Source organism: Pandoraea sp. NPDC090278 (assembly GCF_044772185.1).
GTDB lineage: Bacteria > Pseudomonadota > Gammaproteobacteria > Burkholderiales > Burkholderiaceae > Pandoraea.
This window is the reverse complement of the sequence record NZ_JBIVYJ010000001.1, coordinates 719,852-744,163: the sequence shown is the minus strand read 5'-3', so window position 1 is coordinate 744,163 and position 24,312 is coordinate 719,852. Positions and strand designations below refer to the sequence as shown.

General features: G+C 62.8%; 19 protein-coding genes and 2 pseudogenes. 11 read left to right on the top strand and 10 right to left on the bottom strand.

Features of this window, described 5'->3' with window-relative positions:
* The first annotated feature begins 100 nt into the window (after positions 1–100).
* The 3 genes from gcl (at position 101) to ACIQWO_RS03240 (ending at position 3,933) form a co-directional block, all read left to right on the top strand.
* A complete protein-coding gene (gcl, locus tag ACIQWO_RS03250) occupies positions 101–1,867 on the top strand; it encodes a glyoxylate carboligase (protein ID WP_402819096.1) in 1,767 nt (588 codons plus the stop codon).
* A 190-nt stretch (positions 1,868–2,057) separates the two neighbouring features.
* The gene (gene hyi, locus ACIQWO_RS03245; protein ID WP_402819093.1) at positions 2,058–2,849 is read left to right on the top strand and encodes a hydroxypyruvate isomerase; all 792 of its coding nucleotides are present in this window, start codon (positions 2,058–2,060) and stop codon (positions 2,847–2,849) included.
* A 139-nt stretch (positions 2,850–2,988) separates the two neighbouring features.
* Entirely contained in the window at positions 2,989–3,933 is a 945-nt protein-coding gene (locus tag ACIQWO_RS03240) for a 2-hydroxy-3-oxopropionate reductase (RefSeq protein WP_402819090.1), read from the top strand.
* 222 nt (positions 3,934–4,155) lie between these two features.
* Here the strand turns inward: ACIQWO_RS03240 and ACIQWO_RS03235 are convergent, their stop codons facing one another.
* The 8 genes and pseudogenes from ACIQWO_RS03235 to ACIQWO_RS03200 all read right to left on the bottom strand — a co-directional run bounded on the left by ACIQWO_RS03235 (position 4,156) and on the right by ACIQWO_RS03200 (position 11,095).
* On the bottom strand, positions 4,156–5,196 hold the full coding sequence (locus ACIQWO_RS03235) for an asparaginase (protein WP_402819087.1): 1,041 nt from the start codon (positions 5,194–5,196) through the stop codon (positions 4,156–4,158).
* 116 nt (positions 5,197–5,312) lie between these two features.
* Complete coding sequence (locus ACIQWO_RS03230) at positions 5,313–6,251, bottom strand: CysB family HTH-type transcriptional regulator (protein WP_402819084.1); 939 nt, start codon at positions 6,249–6,251, stop codon at positions 5,313–5,315.
* 90 nt (positions 6,252–6,341) lie between these two features.
* A complete protein-coding gene (locus ACIQWO_RS03225) occupies positions 6,342–6,554 on the bottom strand; it encodes a TOBE-like domain-containing protein (protein WP_370855776.1) in 213 nt (70 codons plus the stop codon).
* 128 nt (positions 6,555–6,682) lie between these two features.
* Positions 6,683–7,418, bottom strand: a pseudogene (locus ACIQWO_RS03220) (sulfate/molybdate ABC transporter ATP-binding protein); the annotation flags it as partial.
* 57 nt (positions 7,419–7,475) lie between these two features.
* Positions 7,476–8,381 carry a sulfate ABC transporter permease subunit CysW gene (gene cysW / locus ACIQWO_RS03215; RefSeq protein WP_402819081.1) on the bottom strand — a complete coding sequence of 302 codons (906 nt, stop codon included), beginning with the start codon at positions 8,379–8,381 and terminating at the stop codon, positions 7,476–7,478.
* A gap of 30 nt (positions 8,382–8,411) precedes the next feature.
* Positions 8,412–9,275 (bottom strand): sulfate ABC transporter permease subunit CysT, encoded by an 864-nt coding sequence (gene cysT, locus ACIQWO_RS03210; RefSeq protein WP_402819078.1) that lies wholly within the window; start codon positions 9,273–9,275, stop codon positions 8,412–8,414.
* A gap of 16 nt (positions 9,276–9,291) precedes the next feature.
* The gene (locus tag ACIQWO_RS03205) at positions 9,292–10,323 is read right to left on the bottom strand and encodes a sulfate ABC transporter substrate-binding protein (RefSeq protein ID WP_039398846.1); all 1,032 of its coding nucleotides are present in this window, start codon (positions 10,321–10,323) and stop codon (positions 9,292–9,294) included.
* Between the two features lie 133 nt (positions 10,324–10,456).
* Positions 10,457–11,095, bottom strand: a complete 639-nt coding sequence (locus ACIQWO_RS03200) for a TetR/AcrR family transcriptional regulator (protein WP_402819074.1) — start codon at positions 11,093–11,095, stop codon at positions 10,457–10,459.
* 54 nt (positions 11,096–11,149) lie between these two features.
* Between ACIQWO_RS03200 and ACIQWO_RS03195 the strand changes: the two genes are divergently transcribed.
* From ACIQWO_RS03195 to ACIQWO_RS03160, 8 genes and pseudogenes are all read left to right on the top strand, one after another.
* Complete coding sequence (locus ACIQWO_RS03195; RefSeq protein WP_402819071.1) at positions 11,150–12,661, top strand: FAD-dependent monooxygenase; 1,512 nt, start codon at positions 11,150–11,152, stop codon at positions 12,659–12,661.
* Between the two features lie 86 nt (positions 12,662–12,747).
* On the top strand, positions 12,748–13,170 hold the full coding sequence (locus ACIQWO_RS03190) for a hypothetical protein (RefSeq protein ID WP_402819068.1): 423 nt from the start codon (positions 12,748–12,750) through the stop codon (positions 13,168–13,170).
* Positions 13,171–13,351: 181 nt separating this feature from the next.
* Complete coding sequence (locus ACIQWO_RS03185) at positions 13,352–14,650, top strand: TolC family protein (RefSeq protein ID WP_402819065.1); 1,299 nt, start codon at positions 13,352–13,354, stop codon at positions 14,648–14,650.
* Between the two features lie 11 nt (positions 14,651–14,661).
* Positions 14,662–15,924: pseudogene (locus ACIQWO_RS03180) on the top strand (efflux RND transporter periplasmic adaptor subunit); the annotation flags it as partial.
* Between the two features lie 5 nt (positions 15,925–15,929).
* A complete protein-coding gene (locus ACIQWO_RS03175) occupies positions 15,930–19,172 on the top strand; it encodes an efflux RND transporter permease subunit (protein ID WP_402819062.1) in 3,243 nt (1,080 codons plus the stop codon).
* Complete coding sequence (locus ACIQWO_RS03170) at positions 19,169–19,519, top strand: copper-binding protein (RefSeq protein WP_402819059.1); 351 nt, start codon at positions 19,169–19,171, stop codon at positions 19,517–19,519. Before ACIQWO_RS03175 ends, ACIQWO_RS03170 begins: the two co-directional genes overlap by 4 nt.
* A gap of 175 nt (positions 19,520–19,694) precedes the next feature.
* On the top strand, positions 19,695–20,348 hold the full coding sequence (lexA, locus tag ACIQWO_RS03165; protein WP_039398858.1) for a transcriptional repressor LexA: 654 nt from the start codon (positions 19,695–19,697) through the stop codon (positions 20,346–20,348).
* Between the two features lie 205 nt (positions 20,349–20,553).
* Entirely contained in the window at positions 20,554–20,976 is a 423-nt protein-coding gene (locus ACIQWO_RS03160; RefSeq protein ID WP_402819055.1) for a hypothetical protein, read from the top strand.
* A gap of 36 nt (positions 20,977–21,012) precedes the next feature.
* Here the strand turns inward: ACIQWO_RS03160 and ACIQWO_RS03155 are convergent, their stop codons facing one another.
* Together ACIQWO_RS03155 and typA are read right to left on the bottom strand one after the other, a co-directional pair.
* Positions 21,013–22,125 carry an enoyl-CoA hydratase/isomerase family protein gene (locus ACIQWO_RS03155; protein WP_402819052.1) on the bottom strand — a complete coding sequence of 371 codons (1,113 nt, stop codon included), beginning with the start codon at positions 22,123–22,125 and terminating at the stop codon, positions 21,013–21,015.
* A gap of 146 nt (positions 22,126–22,271) precedes the next feature.
* Positions 22,272–24,095 (bottom strand): translational GTPase TypA, encoded by a 1,824-nt coding sequence (typA, locus tag ACIQWO_RS03150; protein WP_402819049.1) that lies wholly within the window; start codon positions 24,093–24,095, stop codon positions 22,272–22,274.
* Positions 24,096–24,312 lie beyond the last annotated feature (217 nt).

Genomic DNA, 24,312 nt, shown 5'->3' with positions numbered 1-24,312 from the left:
TTTGTGATCTTATCAAACAAATCGTACCGGCTTAAAGTGACCTCCAACAAGATTCATCCCTATAAGTCCCGTATTCGTCATTACCCATTGGAGGAGTCACATGGCCAAGATGACCGCCGTAGAGGCCGCCGTCCGCGTGCTGGAGAAGGAAGGCATCACTACCGCATTCGGCGTGCCCGGCGCCGCCATTAACCCGTTCTACTCGGCCCTGCGCAAGGCTGGCAGCGTCGAACACGTGCTCGCCCGCCACGTCGAAGGCGCGTCGCACATGGCCGAAGGCTATACCCGTGCAGAAGCTGGCAACATCGGCGTTTGTATCGGGACGTCGGGCCCCGCAGGCACGGACATGATCACCGGCCTGTACTCGGCACAAGCCGACTCCATCCCTATTCTGTGCATTACGGGTCAGGCGCCGCGCGCCCGTCTGTACAAGGAAGATTTCCAGGCCGTCGACATCGAGTCGATCGCCAAGCCGGTCACGAAATGGGCCGTGACGGTCCGTGAGCCGGCCCTCGTGCCGCGCGTGTTCCAGCAAGCGTTCCACCTGATGCGCTCGGGCCGTCCGGGTCCGGTGCTCATCGATCTGCCGTTCGACGTGCAGGTCGCCGAGATCGAATTCGATCCCGACACGTACGAACCGTTGCCGGTGTACAAGCCTGCCGCAACGCGTGCGCAGGCTGAGAAAGCCATTCAGATGCTGGTCGCCTCGGAGCGTCCGCTCATCGTGTCGGGTGGCGGTGTGATCAACGCCGACGCCGCCGAACTGCTCGTCGAATTTGCCGAGATCGTGAACGTGCCGGTCGTGCCCACGCTCATGGGTTGGGGCACCATCGCCGACGACCATCCGCTCATGGCGGGCATGGTCGGCCTGCAAACGTCGCATCGCTTCGGCAATGCCACGATGCTCGCGTCCGACTTCGTGATGGGCATCGGCAACCGCTGGGCGAACCGTCACACGGGTAGCGTGGATGTCTTCACGCAGGGTCGCAAGTTCGTGCACGTCGATATCGAGCCGACGCAAATCGGCCGCGTGTTCGGCCCGGACTACGGCATCGTCTCCGACGCCAAGGCTGCGCTGACGCTGTTTGTCGAAGTCGCCAAGGAACTGAAGGCCGCCGGTCGTCTGCCGGACCGTTCGCAATGGGTTGCCGACTGCCAGAAGCGCAAGCGCACCATGCTGCGACGCACGGACTTCGATCAGGTGCCGATCAAGCCGCAACGCGTGTATCAGGAAATGAACGCCTTCTTCGGCCGCGACGTGCGCTACGTCTCGACGATCGGTCTGTCGCAGATCGCTGCCGCACAGTTCCTGCACGTGAACAAGCCGCGTCACTGGATCAACTGCGGTCAGGCTGGCCCGCTGGGCTGGACCGTACCGGCCGCCATCGGTGCGAAGGTCGCATCGCCGTCGTCGGACGTTGTGGCCATCTCGGGCGACTACGACTTCCAGTTCATGATCGAAGAACTGGCCGTGGCCGCGCAGTTCAAGGTGCCGTACATCCACGTTGTCGTGAACAACTCGTACCTGGGTCTGATCCGTCAGGCACAGCGCAACTTCGACATGGACTACTGCGTGCAGCTCGCGTTCGAAAACGTGAACTCGCCTGAACTGAACGGTTACGGCGTCGATCACGTGAAGGTGGCTGAAGGCCTCGGCGTGAAGGCAATCCGTGTGTTCCAGCCGAACGACATTCAGCCTGCGTTCGCTCAGGCACGCAAGCTGATGGCCGAGTTCTCCGTGCCGGTGATCGTGGAAGTGATTCTCGAGCGTGTGACCAACATCGCGATGGGCACCGAAATCAACAACGTCAACGAGTTCGAAGAAATCGTCGACGTCGTGGAAGAAGACGACGCAGTGTCGGCATAAGCCTGCCAGCACTGCCAACGGCTTGCGGGGCGCGTGCGTCCCCTCCGCTTTCGGCTAGACCCCGTGAAACGGCCAAAGCATGCGCTCCGCAACCTTGCAGTACCCCGCGTGACCTTAGCTTCACCCTGCATTCACCCTTGCATCGAATCGTCGAAACCACCCCCTAAAAAGAGAGAGAGGAGTCAGCGCAATGCCGAAATTTGCCGCCAACCTGACCATGCTGTTCAACGAGGTGCCGTTCCTCGACCGCTTCAAGGCGGCCGCCGCAGCGGGCTTTCGCGGCGTGGAGTTCCTGTTCCCGTACGCGTTTCATCGCGACCAGATCGCCGACAAGCTGAACCAGTATCAGCTCGACCTCGTGCTGCACAACCTGCCCGCCGGTAACTGGGATGCAGGCGAGCGCGGCATCGCCATCTTCCCCGATCGCGTGGCCGAATTCCGCGACGGCGTGGGCGAAGCCATCACCTACGCCAAAGCGCTGGGTGTCAAGCAACTGAACTGCCTCGTGGGCAAGCAAGGCGCCGATCTGTCGACGCAAGCCGCCACCGAAACGCTCGTGGGCAACCTGCGCTTCGCCGCAGACGCTCTCAAGGCCGAGGGCATCCGCCTGCTGGTCGAGCCGATCAACACGTACGACATTCCGGGCTTCTTCCTGAACCGTACGAAACAGACGCTGGAAGTCTTCGACGCCGTCGGCTCGGACAACCTGTTCCTGCAGTACGACATCTATCACATGCAACGCATGGAAGGTGAGCTCGCCAAGACCATCGAGACGAATCTGGCGCGTATCGCTCACGTGCAGCTCGCCGACAACCCGGGCCGCAACGAGCCGGGCACAGGCGAGATCAATTACGCCTACCTGTTCGCGTTCCTCGACCGCATTGGCTACACGGGCTGGATCGGCTGCGAGTACAAGCCCGCAACGACCACCACCGACGGCCTCGGCTGGTTCAAGACCGCAGGCCTGCGCGAAGCCGCGTAAGCAGACGTAAGTCAGCGTAACCCTCGCAATAACCGACCGGGTTTCGACGAGGAAGGGCCCCGCCGGCCGCATGCAGGGGGCATGCGGCCGGAGCACGGGGGATGCGTGAACGCTCATTGCCTGTAGCACTCGCGCACTCATGCCCCACCCGTCCAACGGTCGGCAACAACAACTTCAAACTTTGGCAACAAGGAGTCTCGAAATGGCACAACTCGGTTTTATTGGTCTGGGCATCATGGGCGCGCCGATGGCGAAGCATCTGCAAAACGCCGGTCACAAGCTGTTCTTGTACGAGCGTCGTACGCCCCCGCAAGACCTGATCGACGGTCAGGCCACCGTTTGCACGTCGGCCAAGGAAGTCGCCAAGCGCGCCGATATCGTGTTCGTGATGGTGCCGGACACCCCTGACGTCGGTGCCGTGCTGTTCGGTCAGGACGGTCTGGCAGAAGGTCTGACGGCAGGCAAGATCGTCGTCGACATGAGCTCGATCTCGCCGATCGAAACGAAGGAATACGCCAAGAAGATCAAGGCGCTGGGCTGCGAATACCTCGACGCCCCGGTCTCGGGCGGCGAAGTCGGCGCGAAGGCCGCGTCGCTGTCGATCATGGTCGGTGGCTCGCAAGCTGCGTTCGACGACGTGAAGCCGTTCTTCGAACTGATGGGCAAGAACATCACGCTCGTGGGCGACAGCGGTGCCGGACAGACCTGCAAGGTCGCCAACCAGATCGTGGTCGCACTGACGATCGAAGCCGTGGGCGAAGCCCTGCTGTTCGCATCGAAGGCCGGTGCAGATCCTGCGAAGGTGCGTGCAGCCCTGATGGGTGGCTTCGCTTCGTCGCGCATTCTGGAAGTGCACGGCGAGCGCATGGTCAAGCGCAACTTCGAACCGGGCTTCCGCATCGCGCTGCACCAGAAGGATCTGAACCTGGCGCTGCAAACGGCGAAGGTCCTCGGCGTGTCGCTGCCGAATACGGCCACGGCGCAGGAACTGTTCAATGCCTGCGCAGCCAATGGCGGCGCAGCATGGGATCACTCGGGCATGGTGCGCGCGCTGGAAATGCTCGCGAACCACACCGTCGCCTGAGACTGAAAGACAGGCCCCGCCGCGACGTCACGTCATATCACGTTGCGGCGCGAGGCCCCACCGCGTATTTCGCGAGAAGACGAAGAAAGCGGCCAAAAGAAAAGCCGCAAGCAATAGCAGGGAGAGGTGAGAGATGGGGCGAGCGCGTCGACAGACGTCCCGCCGAGCGTCACGGCGCCAGTCAAGCGAAAGCGCGACTCGCGCCGTATTTTTTTCCGTCGATCAATACTCGTCGAACAGACTCTGCATGCGCTCACGCGGCACACCCGCTTGCAGCGCCAGCATCAGCAGCACGCGCGCCTTGTACGGATGCAGGTTGCCGGTGCTCACGAAGCCATACTGATCGTCCGGCGCAGCGCCGTTATGCATCACGTGTCCGCTACCCACACGCGACGCACGCACCACCGTCACACCGCGTTGCACCGCCTCGGCCAGCGCCTGCTGCAACAGCGAGTGCAGCGAGCCGTTGCCGGTACCGGCGACCACAATGCCCTGCACGCCCGCCTCCACCAACGCGTCGACCGCAATGCGCGACACGCCCGCGTAGCTCGATACCACTTCCACCGCAGGCAACTCACCGGACAGCCCGACGAATTCGCTCTCGACGGTGTGGTACTGGAGCGGCTCGCGCTGAAACGCCACGCGCTCGTCCTGCACCCAGCCGATCACGCCGATTTCCGGCGAATGGAAGGCGTCGACCTTGTAAGTGCTCGTCTTGACGACGTCGCGGGCGCAGTGGATTTGATTATTGATGGCGACCATCACACCGCGTCCGGCCGAAATCGGGTCGATCGCCACGCGCACGGCGTTGAGCAGATTGAGCGGGCCATCGGCCGAGAGTGCCGTCGCAGGCCGCATGGCGGCGGTCATGACGACCGGCTTGCGGCTGTTGATCGTGAGATGCAGGTAATACGCCGTCTCTTCGAGCGTATCGGTGCCGTGCGTAATCACGGCACCTGCCACATCGGGTTGCGACAGCAAGGCGTTCACGCGGGCGGCCAGCTTCTGCCACAGCGACACGCTCATGTCCTTGCTGTCGATCTGCGCGACCTGCTCGGCGTGAATGTGGGCCACGTTACCCAGCGCGGGCACGGCGGCGAGTAGATCCTGAACACCGAGCGCTCCGGCCTGATAACCGGCGGTACGCGTGGCGTCGGCCGCGCTGCCCGCAATCGTCCCGCCCGTGGCGAGCAGCGCAATGCGCGGCAATTCGCCCGAGGACACGGTGTAATGAGGAATCGGGTTGAATGAGGTCAATGTCATGCCAGCGATTGTATCCAATACTGCCCCGCTTCCCAATCCTCACAATCGCTGAAAACATCGATCCCGCCACCAGGGCGGGATCGGCTCAGCAGCACGCCAACATCCGACGGGAAACGTCAGGCCGCAAACTCCAGCGCCTCGCGCAACTGCGTCGAGATTTCCTGCTCCTTGAGCGCAGGCGCGAGCATTTCGATGAAACGATACGCGTACGAGCGCAGGAACGCACCGCGTCGCAAGCCGATGCGCGTCGTGCTCGGCTCGAACGCGTTCTCGAGATCCAGCACGGCCAGATCCTGATCCTTGCGCGGATCGACCGCCATTGCCGCCACAATGCCGATGCCCAGCCCCAGTTCGACGTACGTCTTGATGACGTCCGTATCGAGCGCGGTGAGCACGATGTCCGGCACCAGCCCCTGATCGGTGAACGCCTTGTCCACGTGCGAGCGGCCGGTGAAATCGCCGTCATACGTGATGATCGGGTATTCGGCGATGTCGGCCAGCGTCAGGTTCTCGCGCCCGACCAGCGGATGCTCTTTCGGCACGACGGCCACGTGATGCCATGAATAGCACGGGAACGTGACGATGTCGGGAAAGCGATCAAGCGCCTCGGTCGTAATGCCGATATCCGCTTCGCCGTCGATGACCATCTGCGCGATCTGACGCGGACTGCCCTGGCGCAATGCCAGATGCACCTTCGGGAAGACGCTCGTGAACTGCTTGATCACCTGCGGAAGCGCGTAGCGCGCCTGCGTGTGTGTGGTGGCGACCACAAGGTGCCCGCTGTCCTGATCGGCGAACTGACGCGCCACACGGCGCAGGTTCTCTGCGTCGAGCAGCATGCGCTCGATCAGTTGCAGCACCGCCTTGCCCGGTTCGGTCAGGCCCGTGAGACGTTTGCCGCGACGCACAAAGACGTCCACGCCGAGTTCGTCCTCCAGATCCTTGATCTGCTTGCTCACGCCCGATTGCGACGTGTACAGCGCACTGGCTGCTTCCGTCAGATTGAGGTTCTGCCGAACCGCTTCGCGCACGTAGCGCAATTGTTGGAAATTCATGATCTAACTCCGCCCTGTTGCTTGTCTGTCCGTGACGTCTATGGATGAAGTACCGCTTATAGTTTTGACGTGTACCGCCCCTACCGCTGGTTATGCCTGCGCCGAAAACACCCGCAACTGACGCGGCACCGCGCGCAAGGTCGTGCCCGCATCCGCGCCGAGTGCCTTCCAGCCCGAGCGCGTGAGTTCGGCCTCCCACACGGCGTCGCCGGGTGCGGCAAGCTCCACACGCACCGTACCGCCCAGTGGGATCGCGCGGCGCACCGCCACGTCGATGCCCGGGCCACCGTCGCCCGCTGGCACCAGTGCCAGATCGTGGGGACGCACATACGCAATCGCCCGCCTGTCCTGCGGCACAGCAGGCAGATCGTCCTTGTGTACGGTGACGCGATACTTGCCCGCATCCGCAATGAAGTCGTGCGTCTGCAACTCGCCCGACAGACGGTTCGCTGCGCCGAGAAACTCGTACACGAACGCACTCTCCGGGGTGTCGTAGACGTCCTGCGGTGCGCCGATCTGCTCAACCTTGCCGCGATTCATCAACACGATGCGATCGGCCACTTCGAGCGCTTCTTCCTGATCGTGCGTGACGAAAATCGTCGTGATGTGAAGCTCGTCGTGCAAACGGCGCAGCCAGCTGCGCAATTCCTTGCGCACCTTGGCATCGAGCGCGCCGAACGGCTCATCGAGCAACAGCACCTTCGGCTCGACGGCCAGTGCACGTGCAAGCGCAATACGCTGACGCTGCCCGCCCGACAGCTCGGCCGGATAGTGGTCGGCCAGCCAGTCCAGTTGCACGAGGCCCAGCAGCTCATGCACCTTGTTGCGAATCTGCGCGTCCGAGAGGCGATCGCGACGCGACTTCACGCGCAGGCCGAACGCCACGTTCTCGAACACCGTCATGTGACGGAACAACGCATAGTGCTGGAACACGAAACCGACCTGACGCTCGCGCGTACCCACCGAAGCGACGTCCTCGCCGTTGAGGACCACGCGTCCCGCGTCGGCAAACTCCAGCCCGGCGACGATGCGCAGCAGCGTCGTCTTGCCGCAGCCCGACGGTCCGAGCAGCGCGACCAGCTCCCCCGTGGGGAATTCGAGACTCACGTCGTCGAGTGCGGCGAAATCGCCGAAGTGTTTGGAAACCTGTTGTACCTGGATGCTCATTTGTCTTGCTCCTCGATGCTGTTCGACGCGACGCGTCTACCGTCCGTGGATACCTTCTCAGGCCTGCACGGCGTCTTCGCGACGCGCAGCTTTGTCCTGTGCCAGCTTGCGCTCCGCCCAGAGCTTCAGCCCCAGCGTGGCCAGTGCAAGCAGCGCGAGAATCGACGCCGCCGCGAATGCACCGACCGTGTGGTAGTCGTTGTATTCAATTTCAACGTGCAGCGGCAGCGTGTTCGTCTCGCCGCGAATGTGTCCCGAGACGACCGACACCGCCCCGAACTCGCCCATAGCGCGCGCGTTACAGAGAATCACGCCGTACAGCAGGCCCCATTTGATCTTCGGCAGCGTCACGCGCGTGAACACCTGCCAGCCGCTTGCGCCCAGTACACGGGCAGCCTCTTCTTCCTCGCTGCCCTGCGCCTGCATCAACGGAATCAGTTCGCGCGCCACGAACGGGAACGTGACGAATACCGTTGCAAGCACCAGTCCCGGCAATGCGAACACGATCTTCAGGTTGTGCGCGTCGAGGAAGTCCCACAGCGGACCCTGACGTCCGAAAATCAGCAGGAACGTGAGACCTGCGATGACCGGCGAGACCGAAAACGGCAAGTCGATGAGCGTCGTCAGCACACTCTTGCCCTTGAAATCGAAGCGCGCAATCGCCCACGACGCCGCCACCCCGAACACCAGATTGAGCGGCACGGCGATGAACGCGATGAGCATCGTCAGACGAATCGCGGAGAGCGCGTCGTCGTTCGTCAGTCCCTCCCAATAGGGCGCAAGTCCTTTGCCCAGCGCCGTCACGAAAACCGACGCGAGCGGCAGCACCAGAAACAACGCGAAAAACAGCAGCGCCACTCCGATCAGGAGGGCTTTGACGTACGCGGGCTCGTCGGTCGGATCGGCTTTGCGTGCCTTCACCGTTTGCGGCAGCGCCTGCGAGAGTGCGAGTGAATCGGACATGATCGAAACGTTCTCTTCGTGATTCTTAGGTCACACGCCGCTGGCGCGTCGGCCCGAATGACGGCGTTGCAGCCACCATTGCAGGGTATTGATGAGGAGCAACAGCACGAACGAAATCACCAACATCACCACGGCGAGCGCGGCCGCACCGGCATAGTCGAACTGTTCGAGCTTCGTCACGATCAGCAGCGACGTGATTTCCGACACCATCGGAATGTTGCCCGCGATGAAAATGACCGAGCCGTACTCACCGACCGCACGGGCGAACGCCAGCGCAAAGCCTGTGAGCAAGGCGGGCAGCACCGCCGGGAGAATCACGTGTCGCAGCGTCTGCCAGCGCGTCGCGCCGAGGCAAGCGGCCGCTTCCTCCTGCTCACGCTCAAACTCTTCGAGCACCGGTTGCAGCGTGCGCACCACGAACGGCAGGCCGATGAACGTGAGCGCCACGAAAATGCCCAGCGGCGTGAAGGCAATCTTGATGCCAAGCGGCTCGAACCAGCGTCCGATCCAGCCGTTCGGCGCGTAGATGGCGGCCAGCACGATGCCCGCAACCGATGTCGGCAAGGCGAAAGGCAGGTCGATCAGCGCGTCGACGATACGCTTGCCCGGGAACGTGTAGCGCACCAGCACCCACGCCAGGATGAAGCCGAAAAATGCGTTCAGCGTCGCCGCCGCGAGCGAGATGCCGAACGTGAGGCGGTACGACGCCAGCACACGCGGCGAACTCACTGCGGCGACAAAGCTCGCCCAGTCGAGCGAGCTTGCCTTGATGAAGACCATCAGCAACGGCACCAGCACCACAAGGCTCAGGTACGCGACGGTGTAGCCCATCGTCAGGCCAAAGCCCGGCAAGGCACTTGGCTTGCGCCACATTGGAAAGAGTGCGGTACTCATGCGATGGTCCCTGCCCTTACTTCTTGGTGTAGATCTGGTCGAAGATGCCGCCGTCGGCGAAGTGCTTCGCCTGCGTCTTCGTCCAGCCACCCAGATCGGCGTCCACCGTGTAGAGCTTGAGTTTCGGATACTGCGACTCGTACTTCTTGGCGATTTCCGGCGAGCGCGGACGATAGAAGTGCTTCGCGGCGATCTCCTGACCCTGCGGCGAGTACAGCCATTGCAGGTAGGCTTCGGCGGCCTTGCGCGTGCCGTGCTTGTCGACGTTCTTGTCGACGATGGCCACCGGCGGTTCCGTCAGGATCGACGACGACGGCACCACGATGTCGAACTTGTCCGGACCCAGGTCCTTCACCGACAGCAGCGCTTCGTTTTCCCAGGCGATCAGCACGTCGCCGATACCGCGTTCCACGAAGGTCGTGGTGGCACCACGCGCGCCCGAATCCAGCACGCCGACGTTTTTGTAAATGGCCTTCACGAAATCCTGCGCCTTCTGCTCGTTACCGCCCGGTTGCTTGAGCGCGTAAAGCCATGCGGCGAGGTAGTTCCAGCGGGCGCCGGCCGACGTCTTCGGGTTCGGCGTCACCACGCTGATGCCCGGCTTGGCGAGGTCGTTCCAGTCCTTGATGCCCTTGGGGTTGCCCTTGCGCACGAGCAACACGATGGTCGACGTGTACGGCGTGGCGTTGTCCGGCAGACGCTTCTGCCAATCCTTGTTCACGAGACCGGCGGCGGCCAGTTCGTCGATGTCGGCCGAAATACCGAGCGTGACGACGTCTGCGGGTGCGCCATCAAGCACGGTACGGGCCTGTTTGCCCGAGCCGCCGTGCGAAGCCTTCACCGTCACCGTGTCGCCAGCAACTTGCTTGTAGTGGGCCTCGAAGGCCTTGTTGTAGTCGGCGTAAAGCTCACGCGTCGGGTCGTACGACACGTTCAGCAGCGACAGGCTTGCGGCCTGCGCCTGAATCGTCATGCCAGCGGCCAGCGCCAGACCACCCAGCGCGACTGCCAGCTTCTTAGCTTTCCATCCCCGTGCTGCTTTGTTCATGACTTGCACTCCTTGTTTGCTTCTCGTGTGTAGGAGGCCAGTCTATGAGGGCGTCTAAATAATTAAAAATAATATTTTCGCTTTTGTTTATGCCGGAATAAGGATTAGAGAAATTGTGCTGACGGGGCCGCCATCAGACGTAGGGGGTGCCGGTTAGTGCGGCGGCAACACCTTCACACCCCCTGTCTACAAGGCTCAGGAAGGTTTTCTGTGCCGCAGCGGTGTCCTGTGTCAGACCGAATGTGCAATGGGCGTGAAGGAAAGCGACCGTACAGGCAGCGAGCAACAGACCAGCGGCCAGTTGGGCGTCGACGTCCGGCGCCGGCCGTTCGACGGTCTCGGCGAGCGCCTGCGCCACCACGTCGGCCAGTTCGTCCCGGATCGCCCGGGCGCGCGCCTTGAGCGTCTCACTGGCTTCGATCGTCTGGATGAAGCCCTGACTCTGAGCCGAAAAGTCCACGAAGGGGCTGTTCTGCGCCACCAGACGATGCGCCAGACGCCGCAGTGCCTCGACGGGCGAGACACCCGCCTCTCGCCCATGGATGGCTTGCCGAAGCGCATCACGCCCCTCCTCGTCCCGGTCGAAGAACATGTCTTCCTTACGGGGGAAGTGATTGAAGACGGTCATGCGCCCGACGTCGGCGGCTGCCGCGATCTGGTCGACCGTCACATGATCGAAGCCGTGTTCGTGGAAAAGCCGTGTCGCGGCATTGGAAATGCCCTGCCGGGTGGCAAGGCGCTTTCTCGATCTCAAATCGGTTGGCGTTGACATGAGGTTCCTGATGGCCTAGTTTACTTATACTCAGTACATATTTATACGAAGTATATGACAAACTCCATTGATGTTGTAGTGGCCGGTGCCGGTCCCGTCGGGCTACTCGCCGCCATCGAACTGACGCTCGGCGGCGCACGCGTGCTCGTGCTGGACCGGCTGGCGTCGCCCAGTCAGGCCATGAAGGCGCTCTCCTTCGGGCCGCTCGCAGGCGAAGCGCTGTTGCGTCGTGGCATGCGCACCGCCATTGACGAAGCGCAGCTACGCAGCGCACAGGCCATGCAGGCGTTCACCGAACAGACGGGGGCGGACCTGCGCGTCCGTGCTTCGAAGTTTAATGGCCATTTCGCCGGGCTTTCCCTCATTCGGCGCGACGCTCAGGTCGACCCCGACAGGCGGCCACGTCACGTCGATCAACCTGCACTGGAAGCCATGCTGGGCATACGGGCGCAGGCGCTTGGGATCGAGGTGCGGCGCGAGCATGAGATCACCGGGATCGAGGCGAATAGCGACGGCGTGGAAGTCTCGTGGATGTCGCCCGGCGGACAACGTCGAGTCAAGGCGGCATACCTCATCGGGTGCGATGGCGGACGTAGCACCGTGCGTAAGACGTGCGACTTCGCCTTCCCCGGCACCGAGCCGACGCTCACGTTCTATCAGGCGACGGCCGACATCGATTGTCCGGAGCGCTTGTTGCCTATCGGATGGAATCGCACGGAGCGGGGTGTGTTTTGCTACGGCCCCGTGCCGGGGCGCCTGTTCATGCTCGACTTTTCCGGGCCGCCTGAGGACCGGCAAGCCCCCGTCACGCGCGAAGAGATCGAAGCGGTCCTGCGTCGCACCAGCGGCCAGGAGGTGCGCGTGAACGCACTGCATGCCGCGAGTCGCTGGGCGGACAACACGCGCCTCGTCGACACCTACCAGCGGGGACGCGTGTTCCTCGCAGGCGACGCCGCACACGTTCACTCGCCCTTCGGCGGTCAGGGGCTGAGTCTTGGCCTGCTGGATGCGGCGAATCTCGGATGGAAGCTCGCCGCCGTCATTCGCGGCGATATGCCTGAAAGCCTGCTCGCCACTTACACGGCCGAGCGTCGCCCAGTCGCCGAAGCAGTGCTGGCGAACACGCGAGCGCAAGTCGCAATCCTGCGTCCGGACCCGCAATCGGGTGCGATGCGCGATCTCATCGCGAGGCTGATGGATTTCGACGACGTGAACCGCTACATCGGCGAGATGATGACCGGCGTGTCGATGCGTTATGACCTTGTGACGTCCGATGGCGCGCATCCGGATGTCGGTCGTCTGGCGGCCGATTGGCAACTCGCAGACGGCACGCACCTTTTCGACACCATGCAAGACGGTCGCGGTGTCTTGCTCGACGGCACCACTGATCGGCGTGCATCACAACGCGTGACGACGATGACGCATCAGGTGCGCTGCCTACCCGTTGCGGAAGGCCCTTCCTGGCTGTTGCGTCCAGACGCTTGCATTGCATGGTGCAGTGAGCCGAATGGCACCGACGAACTCGCCGGGCTCGAAAGTGCGTTGCGCCGATGGTTTGCCGCCTGAGTCTGGCACGCGGACGCGTGTAAGACGTACTTGGCGATACACGACGACGCACTCGGCGTTTCGATATTGGCGCTATACTCCGCGACGTGAAACTGCTCCGTCTCGTTCTCGTGCTGCTGTTGTGCGCCGTGCTTCCCCTTAGCGGGCTGGCGGCGAGCGGTATGGCGGGCGATTGTCCGATGCAGATGACCGCGATGTCGGACGATGCCTCCGACATCGCGGCCATGCCCATGATGGCGACGGCAGCACCTTCCACCATGGCCTCATTGGCAACGCCGACGCTGGCCATGGATCACTGCGACGGCATGTCGATGCCCGCCGGAGGAAAGCTCAAGGGCCCCTTCTGCAAGGTGACGGCGCAATGCAACCTCGGCAGCCTCTACCATCCGGCGATCACGCCTGAAGTTGCACGTCCGGTGAGCATCGCTCGCAAGACCGGCTTCCACTACACCGATTCCCTGCGCCTGCGCGCGCCTGACGGCCTCTGGCGGCCACCCACCTCGCTGTAACCCTCCGCAGGCGTCTGTCCATTTTGCTCGACCGTGTCACGCGCAGCCTCGACGGCTGACGCCACGCATGCGTTGACGCCATTGACAGCCCCTGCCCGGCTCCGGGTTCGTCGCATCAGCGACGAGATCGTCCTGATTAGGACGCGAATGCCACATGGCATTCGTACGCGTGGGGTTTCAAATGCATTCGATTTTCAACGTGCCGGGTTACCGGCACGCCGGCGCACGCACGTGCGCCGTCTTAGTTTTGCTATGCGTCACCGGCACGGTCAGTGCCGCCTCGGCGCAGGAAACGGGGTTATCGCTCGACGCGTCCCTGCAATCCGCGATGGACCATTCCGCCGCGCTGCGAGCAGCACAGGCATCTGTGCGTGCGAGCGCGCAAGCCGCAGTGCGCGCTGGCCAGTTGCCCGATCCCACCCTCAAGGCAGGCATCGACAACCTGCCGGTCAACGGCGATCAACGCTTCGCAGTGGGCAGCGACTTTATGACGATGCGCCGCATCGGCATCGAACAGGAGTGGGTATCGTCGGATAAACGTCGCTTGCGCTCCGACCTGGGCGAGCGCGTCGTCGACCGGCAGCGCTCCGGCTATCTGGCCCAAGTCGCCAATGTTCGTCAGCAGACCGCCGTCGCCTGGCTGAACGCCTTCTATGCCAAGCAGTCGGCAGCCGTCGCTCAGGCGTTGGTCGAGCACATGACGCACGAGCTCGACGCGACCACCGCGTCGTATCGCGGCGCAAAGACCACAGCTTCCGACGTCACGCAGGCGCGTCTCATGCTCGCGCAGGCTCAGGACCAGGCGCTCAAGGCACAGCAGGCCGAGCGCGCTGCGCTCATCGGCCTGACACGCTGGACGGTCACGCCGGTGAGCGATGTCTCCGGCGAGCCGCCGTCGCTCGACAGCACCGTCCCGTCGCTCCCCCCCGATCAACTGGCGCGCGTACAACCGATGCTCGTGACGGGGGCCGACGACATTGCCATGGCCGAAGCGGACACCGCCGTCGCCACCAGCAATCGCTCGTCGAACTGGACGTGGGAAGTGGCGTATCAGCAGCGAGGTCCACAGTTCTCGAACATGGTGTCCATCGGCGTCAGCATTCCCCTGCCGATCAACCGTTCGCAACGTCAGGACCGCGACGTCGCAGAGAAAACCGAACTCGCCGAGCGCGCTCGCCTGAGCTACCAGGACGCACAACGTCAGGTCGAAGCCGACATTCGCATGCTCGGCACCTCGCTCACGAACGGGCGCGAACGCATTGCGAATCTGCAAAGTTCGCTACTGCCCGCAGCCGCGCAACGCGTCGCGCTCGCGAATGCCGCCTATCGCGGCGGCACCGGCACCCTTGCCGACATCTTCGCCGCCCGCCGCAGCCTGCTCGAAGCCCAGTTGCAAGTTCTCGATCTCCAGCGCGATGTGTCGCTGGTCTGGGCGCAGCTTGAGTATCAGGTGCTCCCGCCTTCGATGGCCGCCCGTTGAGAGACATCCCCATGAAAAAGAAAACTGTGATTTACGCCGGTACCGCCCTCTTCGCCGCTTGCGGCTTGCTCGCATTGGGCTATGCCGGTGGACGGCATTTTGCGTCGGGCAACGTCGGCGTGAGCACATCCACCGCTTCCACCGCCTCCAGCAATGCCGACGGCTCTCCCGCCGCCGGTGAGCGTCGCGTGCTGTATTGGCACGACCCGATGATGCCAGCGCAGCACTTCGACAAGCCCGGAAAGTCGCCCTTCATGGACATGCAACTCATGCCCGTGTATGCCGACGAAGCCGGTGGTGACGGCGTCCGGATCGATCCCGGCCTGCAACAGAACCTCGGCATCCGTTACGCCAAAGTGCGACGCGCCGACGTCGCGCCGGGCTTTGATGTCGTCGGCACCACGCAGTTCGACGAATCGCAGGCCGACGTCGTGCAATCGCGCGTGACCGGCTACATCGACCGTCTGTACGCGAACGCCCCGATGCAGCATGTCTCGCAGGGTGCGCCGGTGGCCTCCCTGTTCGTCCCCGACTGGCTCGCACCGCAGGAGGAATACCTCGCGCTTATGCATAGCCAGATGAGCAGTGCTCTGCTCGACGCCGCACGCGCGCGCATGCGCGCTCTCTCCATACCGGACGCCCTGATTGCCAACCTTGCGCGCACCGGTCAACCGCAAACGCATGTCGTGCTGAGTGCACCACGCGCGGGTGTCGTGACGGAACTCAACGTGCGCAACGGCGCGATGGTCTCGCCGGGGCAGACACTGGCGAAGGTGGCGGGCCTGTCGAAGCTCTGGCTCGTCGTCGAGATTCCCGAGGCGATGGCGCTGCGCGTGCGTCCCGGTATGAAGGTCGACGCCACGCTCGCCGCCGACAACACGCAGCACATCGTCGGACGTGTGCGCGAAATCCTCCCTGGCATCAATCCCGGCAGCCGCACCTTGCAGGCGCGTCTCGAGCTGGACAACACCGGCGAACGTCTCACGCCGGGCATGCTCGTGCGCGCGCACATGAGCGATGCGAAGTCGGTATCGCAACTGCTCGTGCCGTCAGAAGCGGTGATCACCACCGGCAAGCGCAGCGTCGTCATCGTGCGCAATGCAGACGGCGCGCTGCAACCCGTCTCGGTGACGACTGGCAACGATGTCGGCGCAGACACCGTCGTCGTTCAGGGATTGACGCAAGATCAGGAAGTCGTCGCCTCGGGACAGTTCCTGATCGATTCAGAGGCCAGCCTGAAATCGGTGTTGCCGAAGATGAGCGCCAGCGGAGGCACCCAATGATCGCCCGCCTCATTCGCTGGTCGATACACAACCGGTTGCTGGTGCTACTCGCCTCGTTGCTCCTGGCGGTGTGGGGCGCCTACTCGCTCACACAGACGCCGCTGGACGCCCTGCCGGATCTCTCGGATACGCAGGTCATCATCAAGGCGTCGTATCCGGGCAAAGCGCCGCAGGTGGTCGAAGATCAGGTGACCTATCCGCTGACCACGACGCTGCTCGGCGTGCCCGGTGCGAAGTCGATCCGCGCGTATTCGTCGTTCGGCGATGCCTTCGTCTATGTGCTTTTCGACGACAAGACCGATCAGTACTGGGCGCGCTCACGCGTGCTCGAATATCTGAATCAGGTGCAGAGCCGTCTGCCGCAAGGCGCGAAGGTCTCGCTCGGGCCGGACGCCACGGGGGTCGGCTGGGTCTACGAGTACGCACTCGTCGATCGCACCGGGCGTCACGATCTCGGGCAACTGCGCGCGCTCAACGACTGGTTCCTGAAGTTCGAACTCAAGGCGGTGCCCGACGTCGCAGAAGTCGCCTCGATCGGCGGCATGGTGCGTCAGTACCAGATCGTGCTCGATCCGGACAAGCTGCGCGCGTTCGGCATTTCGCAGGCCACCGTCGCCGATGCGCTCTCGAAGGCAAACCAGGCGTCCGGCGGCTCGGTCGTCGAGATGGCGGAATCGGAATACATGGTGCGCTCGACGGCGTATCTGCACTCTCTGGACGACTTCCGTCGCGTGGTCATTCGCACGGATGCCAGCGGCACACCGGTGCTGCTCGGCGACGTTGCCCGCATCCAGATCGGCCCGGAAGCGCGCCGCGGCGTGGCAGAACTCAACGGTCAGGGTGAAGTGGCGGGCGGCGTCGTGGTGATGCGCTCGGGCAAGAATGCACTCACGACCATCGATGCGGTCAAGGCGAAGCTCGCCGACCTCAAGCGTTCGCTGCCGCCCGGCGTCGAGCTGGTCACGACGTACGACCGCTCGCAACTCATCGAGCGCGCCGTCGACAACCTGAAAGACAAACTCCTCGAAGAGTTCGTCATCGTCGGGATCGTGTGCGCCATCTTCCTGTTCCATCTGCGCAGTGCGCTGGTTGCCATCTTGTCGCTGCCGCTTGGCGTGCTCACCGCGTTCATCGTCATGCGGTATCAGGGCGTGAACGCCAACCTCATGTCGTTAGGCGGGATTGCCATTGCCATTGGCGCGATGATCGACGCGGCCATCGTCATGATCGAGAACGCACACAAGCACCTCGAAGCGTTCGCGCATGCACATCCCGGCGAGACCCTGAGCGCCTCGCGGCGTTGGACGCTCATTGCCGAATCGGCGGCGGAAGTCGGCCCGGCCCTGTTTTTCTCACTGCTCATCATTACGCTGTCGTTCATCCCGGTCTTCTCGCTGGAAGGACAGGAGGGCAAGTTGTTTTCTCCGCTGGCCTTCACGAAGACGTACACAATTGCCGCCGCCGCCGTGCTGTCGGTGACGTTGGTGCCGGTGCTGATGGGCTACCTGATTCGCGGACGCATTCCGGAAGAGGCGGCCAATCCGATCAACCGGGTACTGATGGCGATGTACCGACCGCTGCTCGACGCGACACTGCGGCGTCCGTGGACCGCGCTCGGTGTGGCACTCGTAGCGCTGGCGCTCACCGCGATTCCCATCTCCCGCCTTGGCGGCGAGTTCATGCCACCGCTCGACGAGGGCGATCTGCTTTACATGCCGACGGCGTTGCCGGGGATCTCGGCAGAGAAAGCCTCCGAGCTGTTGCAGCAGACCGACCGGCTCATCAAGACGGTGCCCGAAGTGGAAACGGTGTTTGGCAAGTCAGGACGCGCAGACTCCGCCACCGATCCCGCCCCGCTGGAAATGTTCGAGACGACCATCCGGTTCAAGCCGCGCAGTCAGTGGCGCGCCGGGATGACGCCGCAAAAGCTGATCGACGAACTCGACAGCCGCGTGAAGGTGCCGGGGTTATCGAACGTCTGGGTGCCGCCGATCCGCAACCGTCTGGACATGCTCTCGACCGGCATCAAGACGCCGGTCGGGGTGAAGATCTCCGGGCCCGATCTTGCGGGCATCGACAAGATCGCGTCACAGATCGAGGCGACTGTGAAGCATGCACCGGGCGTGACGTCCGCACTCGCAGAGCGACTGAACGGCGGTAGGTATGTCGACGTCGACATCGACCGACTTGCCGCGGCACGCTATGGACTGGCGATTGCCGACATTCAGGCGGTTGTCTCGTCGGCTGTGGGCGGCGACAACGTGGGCGAAGTCATTGCCGGACGCGAGCGCTTCCCGATCAGCTTGCGCTATCCACGCGAATTCCGTGACTCGGTAGAGAAACTGCGCGACTTGCCGATCGTGACGGATCGCGGCGCGCAGATTCGCCTTGGAGACGTGGCCACGCTGCGCGTCGAAGACGGGCCACCGATGATCCGAAGCGAAAACGCTCGGCTGTCCGGCTTCGTATACATGGATATCCGCGACACTGACTTGCAATCCGCCGTGACTGGCATGCAACGTCTCGTGGCCAACAAAGTCGTCGTCCCGGCAGGGTATTCGATTGCGTGGTCGGGGCAGTTCGAGTATCTCGAACGCGCGGCAGCGAAGTTGCGTACGGTGATTCCGATCACGCTCGCCGTGATCTTCGTGCTGCTCTTCCTGACATTCAACTCGGCGGTCGACGCGCTGATGCTGATGTCGACGATTCCCTTCGCGCTCGTTGGTGGCTTCTGGCTGATCTGGGGGCTGGGGCATGCCGTATCGGTGGCGACTTCCGTCGGGTTCATCGCGCTGGCGGGTGTGGCGGCGGAGTTCGGCGTCGTGATGCTGCTGTATTTACGCGGTGCGCTGGAACGACGAGTGGCCAACGGCGAGACGCTCGACGAAGCGCTGATAGTCGATGCGATTCGTGAAGGTGCCGTGCTGCGCGTGCGGCCCAAAGCGATGACGGTCGCGGTCATTCTCGCAGGCCTCATCCCGATCATGATCGGTCACGGCGCAGGCTCGGAAGTCATGCAGCGCATCGCCGCGCCGATGGTCGGCGGCATGATTACCGCGCCCCTGCTTTCCATGTTCGTCATTCCCGCTGCGTGGCTGCTGCTACAGCGGCGGCGTCTCAAACGCTCGGCGTCGGTCAATCCGGCTGATTTGCCGAATGCCCACGCGTCTGCGGTTGTCCCCCCTGTTGTTTCACACGGCACCGATGTGCCATCCACTTCCTTTGGAGAAAAGCAATGAAGCAAGTTCTTATCGTTTCCGGCGTTCTTTTGGCTGTCTCGGGTGCTGCGGCCTCGTCGGCGTTCGCGGCGGGTGACATGGGCAATATGGCGATGTCGGGCAAGCCTGCCGCTGACGTGAATGCCAACGTGGCACTGACTGACGCGACGGTCAAAAGCGTCGACACCTCGACCGGCATGGTCATGCTCGCGCACAGCGCGATGAGCAACATCGCCATGCCTGCCATGACGATGGCCTACAAGGCGAAGGACGCTGCCATGGCCAAAAGCGTGCATGCGGGCGACAAGGTCCGGGTACGCGTGGAGAACGTGGCCGGAACACTGACGATCGTTCGTATGGACAAGTAAGCGTTAGCGCTATGGCGCGATGGGCGGCAGGCTTCCCGTGACGGAAAGCCTGCCCTCCGGCCCACGACGACGGGCACGTGTGGCGGAAACTTCACGCAGTACATGAAGTTTTCCCTTGCGTTTTCGCAAACACTGTACAAAAATACAGCCACCTGTGCTTCCATACAGTGATGCCATGATCAAACTTACCGCCCGACAACAGCAGGTCTACGAACTGGTTCAGCAAGCGATCGAGCGCACCGGCTTTCCGCCGACGCGCGCGGAGATTGCCGCTGAACTGGGGTTCTCCTCCGCCAACGCCGCCGAGGAGCACCTTCGGGCGCTGGCGCGCAAAGGCGTGATCGAGCTGGCCGCCGGTCAATCGCGTGGCATTCGCCTCAAACGTCTTGACGACGCCGGTGGCACGCATCAGTTCACGCTGCCGCACATGGGCCTCATGCAGTTGTCGCTGCCGCTCGTCGGCCGTGTCGCTGCAGGCAGCCCGATCCTGGCGCAGGAACATATCGAGCGCAACTTCCAGTGCGATCCGAACATGTTTGCGCGTCAGCCCGATTACCTGCTGAAGGTGCGCGGCATGTCGATGCGCGACGCGGGCATTCTCGACGGCGACCTGCTTGCCGTGCAAAAGGCTGCCGACGCGCGCGAAGGTCAGATCGTCGTGGCACGCATCGGCGACGACGTGACCGTCAAACGTTTTCATCGCGTGAAGGGTGGCGTCGAACTGATCGCCGAAAACCCCGACTTCGAGAACATCAATGTCGACGAAGGCAGCGGCGATTTTGCACTGGAAGGGATTGCGGTCGGTCTGATCCGCAACAACGATCTATGAACGATCAATGAGCGGCCGCTGACGGTCGCCCATCGCGAACCGGGGCAGCGCGACACAGCGACTCGCCCCGCTCCCTGAAGATTTGCATTTGATTGCGCCGGGCTGGGTCCGGCGCCCGTGCCCTGCTGCGCCTGCGATTTGTGACACGAACGCGATTCGCAGCAAGACACGTCCCTCTGACCCGCTTTGAAAGAAGGATCGCATCATGGCTCGACTCTTTGGTTTGTTGCGTACGTCTCTCGGTCAATCGCCGGTTCGCGTGTCATCACAGACGCGACTCTCTGCGGTGTACGGTCTCTCGGCACTGTCCGGACCGTTCGCTTCGGCCCCCGCCGTTGCCCGCTCCTACACCGTGCCCACCCGCACTCGCACGACCACGCTGCCGCGCACGATTGCGGCTGCGGTGGCATCGGCCACGCGTCGGGGCTGCCCCGCGGGTAAAGCCGTGAAGGCATCGCGCAACGTTCGGGAACAGCAGGCACGCCATGAAGTGCATGACACGCAGGAAGGTCGCGATGTGCGTGTCTATCGCGACAGGTCGCACATCGTGATGGTCGGCACGTTCGCCGACATCTGCCGCAAACTCGATCAGGCCGTTGGCGAACAGTTCTGCCAGGCAGCGGTTTGATGTTTTGCGCTGGCCCTTTGGCTCGCTAGCGCGTCGTCACTGCCCCAGCGTAAGCAACGGATTATCGGCACTATGACGCTCGCCATCGAAGAAGCGCGCGACGTCTTCCGGCTTCACGGCTTCGATGTTCGCGTGCTGCCAGCGCGGCTTGTGGTCCTTGTCGATCACCATCGCACGAATGCCCTCGACGCCTTCGGCACCGGTGCGGCCGTCGAGATTGAAAACGCTGCGCATCATCAACCACTCTTCACGCAGTTCGTCCGCAAGTGACAACTTGCGGGCACGGCGCACCTGCTCAAGCGCCACGCATGTCATCAACGGCGACCGCTTGGCGCGCAACAGGTCTTCCGTCTCCTCCGCCCAGCCCGAGTACTCGCAACGCGCTTCGAGTTTGAGCCCCTTCAGAATCGCGGGCATGTCTGCGAGACCGAAGTGTTCATCGATCACGCTGCGCAACGGCGCGAGCTTACCGGGAGCGAGACCAGCAGGCGGCAGACTTTCGCGAGCGAACGTACGTGCGGCGTCAAGCACAGCATCGCTATCCTTCCAGTCGCCATTGGCCAGCCGGTCGCACAACTCGGGCAACGACGCGCGCGGCACAACCACGTCCGCCAGACCGATCTCACACGCATCGACTGCGCCGAACACGATGCCCGTGGTGCCGAGGTACTCACCGAGATGCCCCGCGAGATTCGCCAGGAAGAACCCGCCGCCGACATCCGGGAACAGACCGATGGCCGTCTCGGGCATCGCCATGCGCGTCGCCTCGGTGACGATGCGCAACGTCGCGCCTTGCGAGATGCCCATGCCACCGCCCATCACCACACCGTCCATCAGTGCGATGTACGGCTTCGGATAAGACGCGATCGTGTAGTTGAGCCGATACTCGTCGGTGAAGAAATCCATGATGTCCGTGCGGCCTGCGCTGATGGCTTCATGGAAGTAGCGAATATCACCACCCGCGCACAGCCCCTTCTCGCCCTCGCCTTGCAGCACGACACCCAGCACCTTGGGATCGTCGCGCCACTGATCGAGCGCAGCAGCCATCGCACGAATCATGTCGTGCGACAACGCATTGAGTGCCTTCGGGCGAGTCAGCGTGATGAAGCCGATACGGCCACGGATTTCGGTTCGAACAAAATCGGTCATGTCAGGCAAGGACTCCGGAAACGTCAACGGATTGGGGGGATTGAAAAACAAAAAAGCCGGCGCATGGCACCGGCTTTTCTTCCAACAGACAGATCCCGCAGCGCGACGGACTTTTCATCCGTTGCGCCGCGATTCCATCGCCGGCTTTACTTCTCTTCGCGCGAAGCGCGCTTGCGCTCGTGCTCGATCAGGTGACGCTTGCGCAGGCGAATCGTCTGCGGCGTGACTTCGACCAGTTCGTCGTCGTCGATGAATTCCACGGCGTATTCGAGGCTCATCGCGATCGGCGGCACCAGACGCACGGCTTCATCGGTACCCGACGCACGCACGTTCGTGAGCTGCTTGCCCTTGATCGGGTTGACCACGAGGTCGTTATCGCGGCTGTGAATACCGATGATCATGCCTTCGTAGAGGGCATCACCCGGCTTCACGAACATACGACCACGATCCTGCAGCTTCCACAGTGCGTAGGCCACGGCATCGCCGTTATCTTGCGAGATCAACACGCCGTTACGACGCTCACCCAGCGAACCATCCTTGACCGGTGCGTAAGCATCGAAAATGTGGCTCATCAGGCCCGTACCACGGGTCATCGACAGGAAATCGCCCTGGAAGCCGATCAGGCCGCGAGCCGGAATGCGGTATTCAAGACGCGTACGGCCACGACCGTCCGACACCATGTCCAGCATTTCGCCCTTGCGACGACCGATTTCTTCCATGACGCCGCCCTGGTGTTCGTCTTCCAGGTCGATGGTCAGCATTTCGTACGGCTCGTGCTTCACGCCGTCGATTTCCTTGATCACCACGCGCGGACGCGACACGGCCAGTTCATAGCCTTCGCGACGCATGTTCTCGATCAGAATCGTCAGGTGCAGTTCACCACGGCCCGACACTTCAAAGATCGAGTCGCTGTCGGTGTCCTTCACGCGCAGCGCCACGTTGTGATTCAGTTCCTTGTCCAGACGATCGCGGATCTGACGGCTCGTCACGAACTTGCCTTCACGGCCAGCCAGCGGCGACGTGTTCACGCAGAAGTTCATCGTGAGCGTCGGCTCGTCGACGGTCAGCAGCGGCAGCGCTTCCGGCGTATCTGCGTCGCAGATGGTCACGCCGATACCCACGTCTTCAATACCGTTGATCAGCACGATGTCGCCAGCTTCGGCGCCTTCGTCCGACATCACGCGCTCCAGACCCTTGAAGGTCAGGACTTGATTGATCTTGCGCTTGAGAATTTCACCGTCCGGACCCGAACGCATCACCACTTGCTGGCCGGGCTTGACGCGACCACGCGTGATACGGCCAATACCGATACGGCCGACGAACGTCGAGTAGTCGAGCGAGCTGATTTGCAGCTGCAGCGGCGCTTCCGGATCGGCGTCGCGAACCGGAACGTGTTCCAGGATCGCGTCGAACAGCGGCTTCATGGTGCCGTCGCGGACATCCGAATCGAGGCTTGCGAAACCGTTCAGGGCCGAAGCGTAGACCACCGGGAAGTCGAGCTGTTCGTTGGTGGCGCCAAGCTTGTCCATCAGGTCGAACGTCTGGTCGATGACCCAGTCCGGCCGTGCGCCCGGGCGGTCGATCTTGTTGACCACGACGATCGGCTTCAGACCGAGGCCCAGGGCCTTGCGGGTCACGAAGCGCGTTTGCGGCATCGGGCCTTCGACGGCGTCGACCACCAGCAGAACGCTGTCGACCATCGAGAGCACACGCTCCACTTCACCGCCGAAGTCCGCGTGTCCCGGGGTATCGACGATGTTGATGTGCGTGCCTTCGTATTCGACGGCGCAGTTTTTGGCGAGGATCGTGATGCCGCGCTCTTTTTCAATGTCGTTCGAGTCCATCACGCGTTCAGCGACTTGCTGGTTTTCGCGGAAGGTGCCCGACTGGCGCAGCAACTGGTCGACGAGCGTGGTTTTGCCGTGGTCGACGTGCGCGATGATGGCGATATTACGGAGAGCGCGGGTCATGAAAGGGTGCTCGAAAAAGCCTTTGAGGAATCCGCGATTCTACCACTTGCGCGTGTCTCACGTCATGGCCTTTCTGCATTGCAACAACGGCATGCGCCATTGATTCGACGATTGCCCCACATTTGTCACGAAGCAGACCGGCGATTTTCCTCCCCCCCCCTCCTCCCTCCCCGTCCCCGCGTTTTCGATGCTACGCACCAAATTAGAGCAATTCATC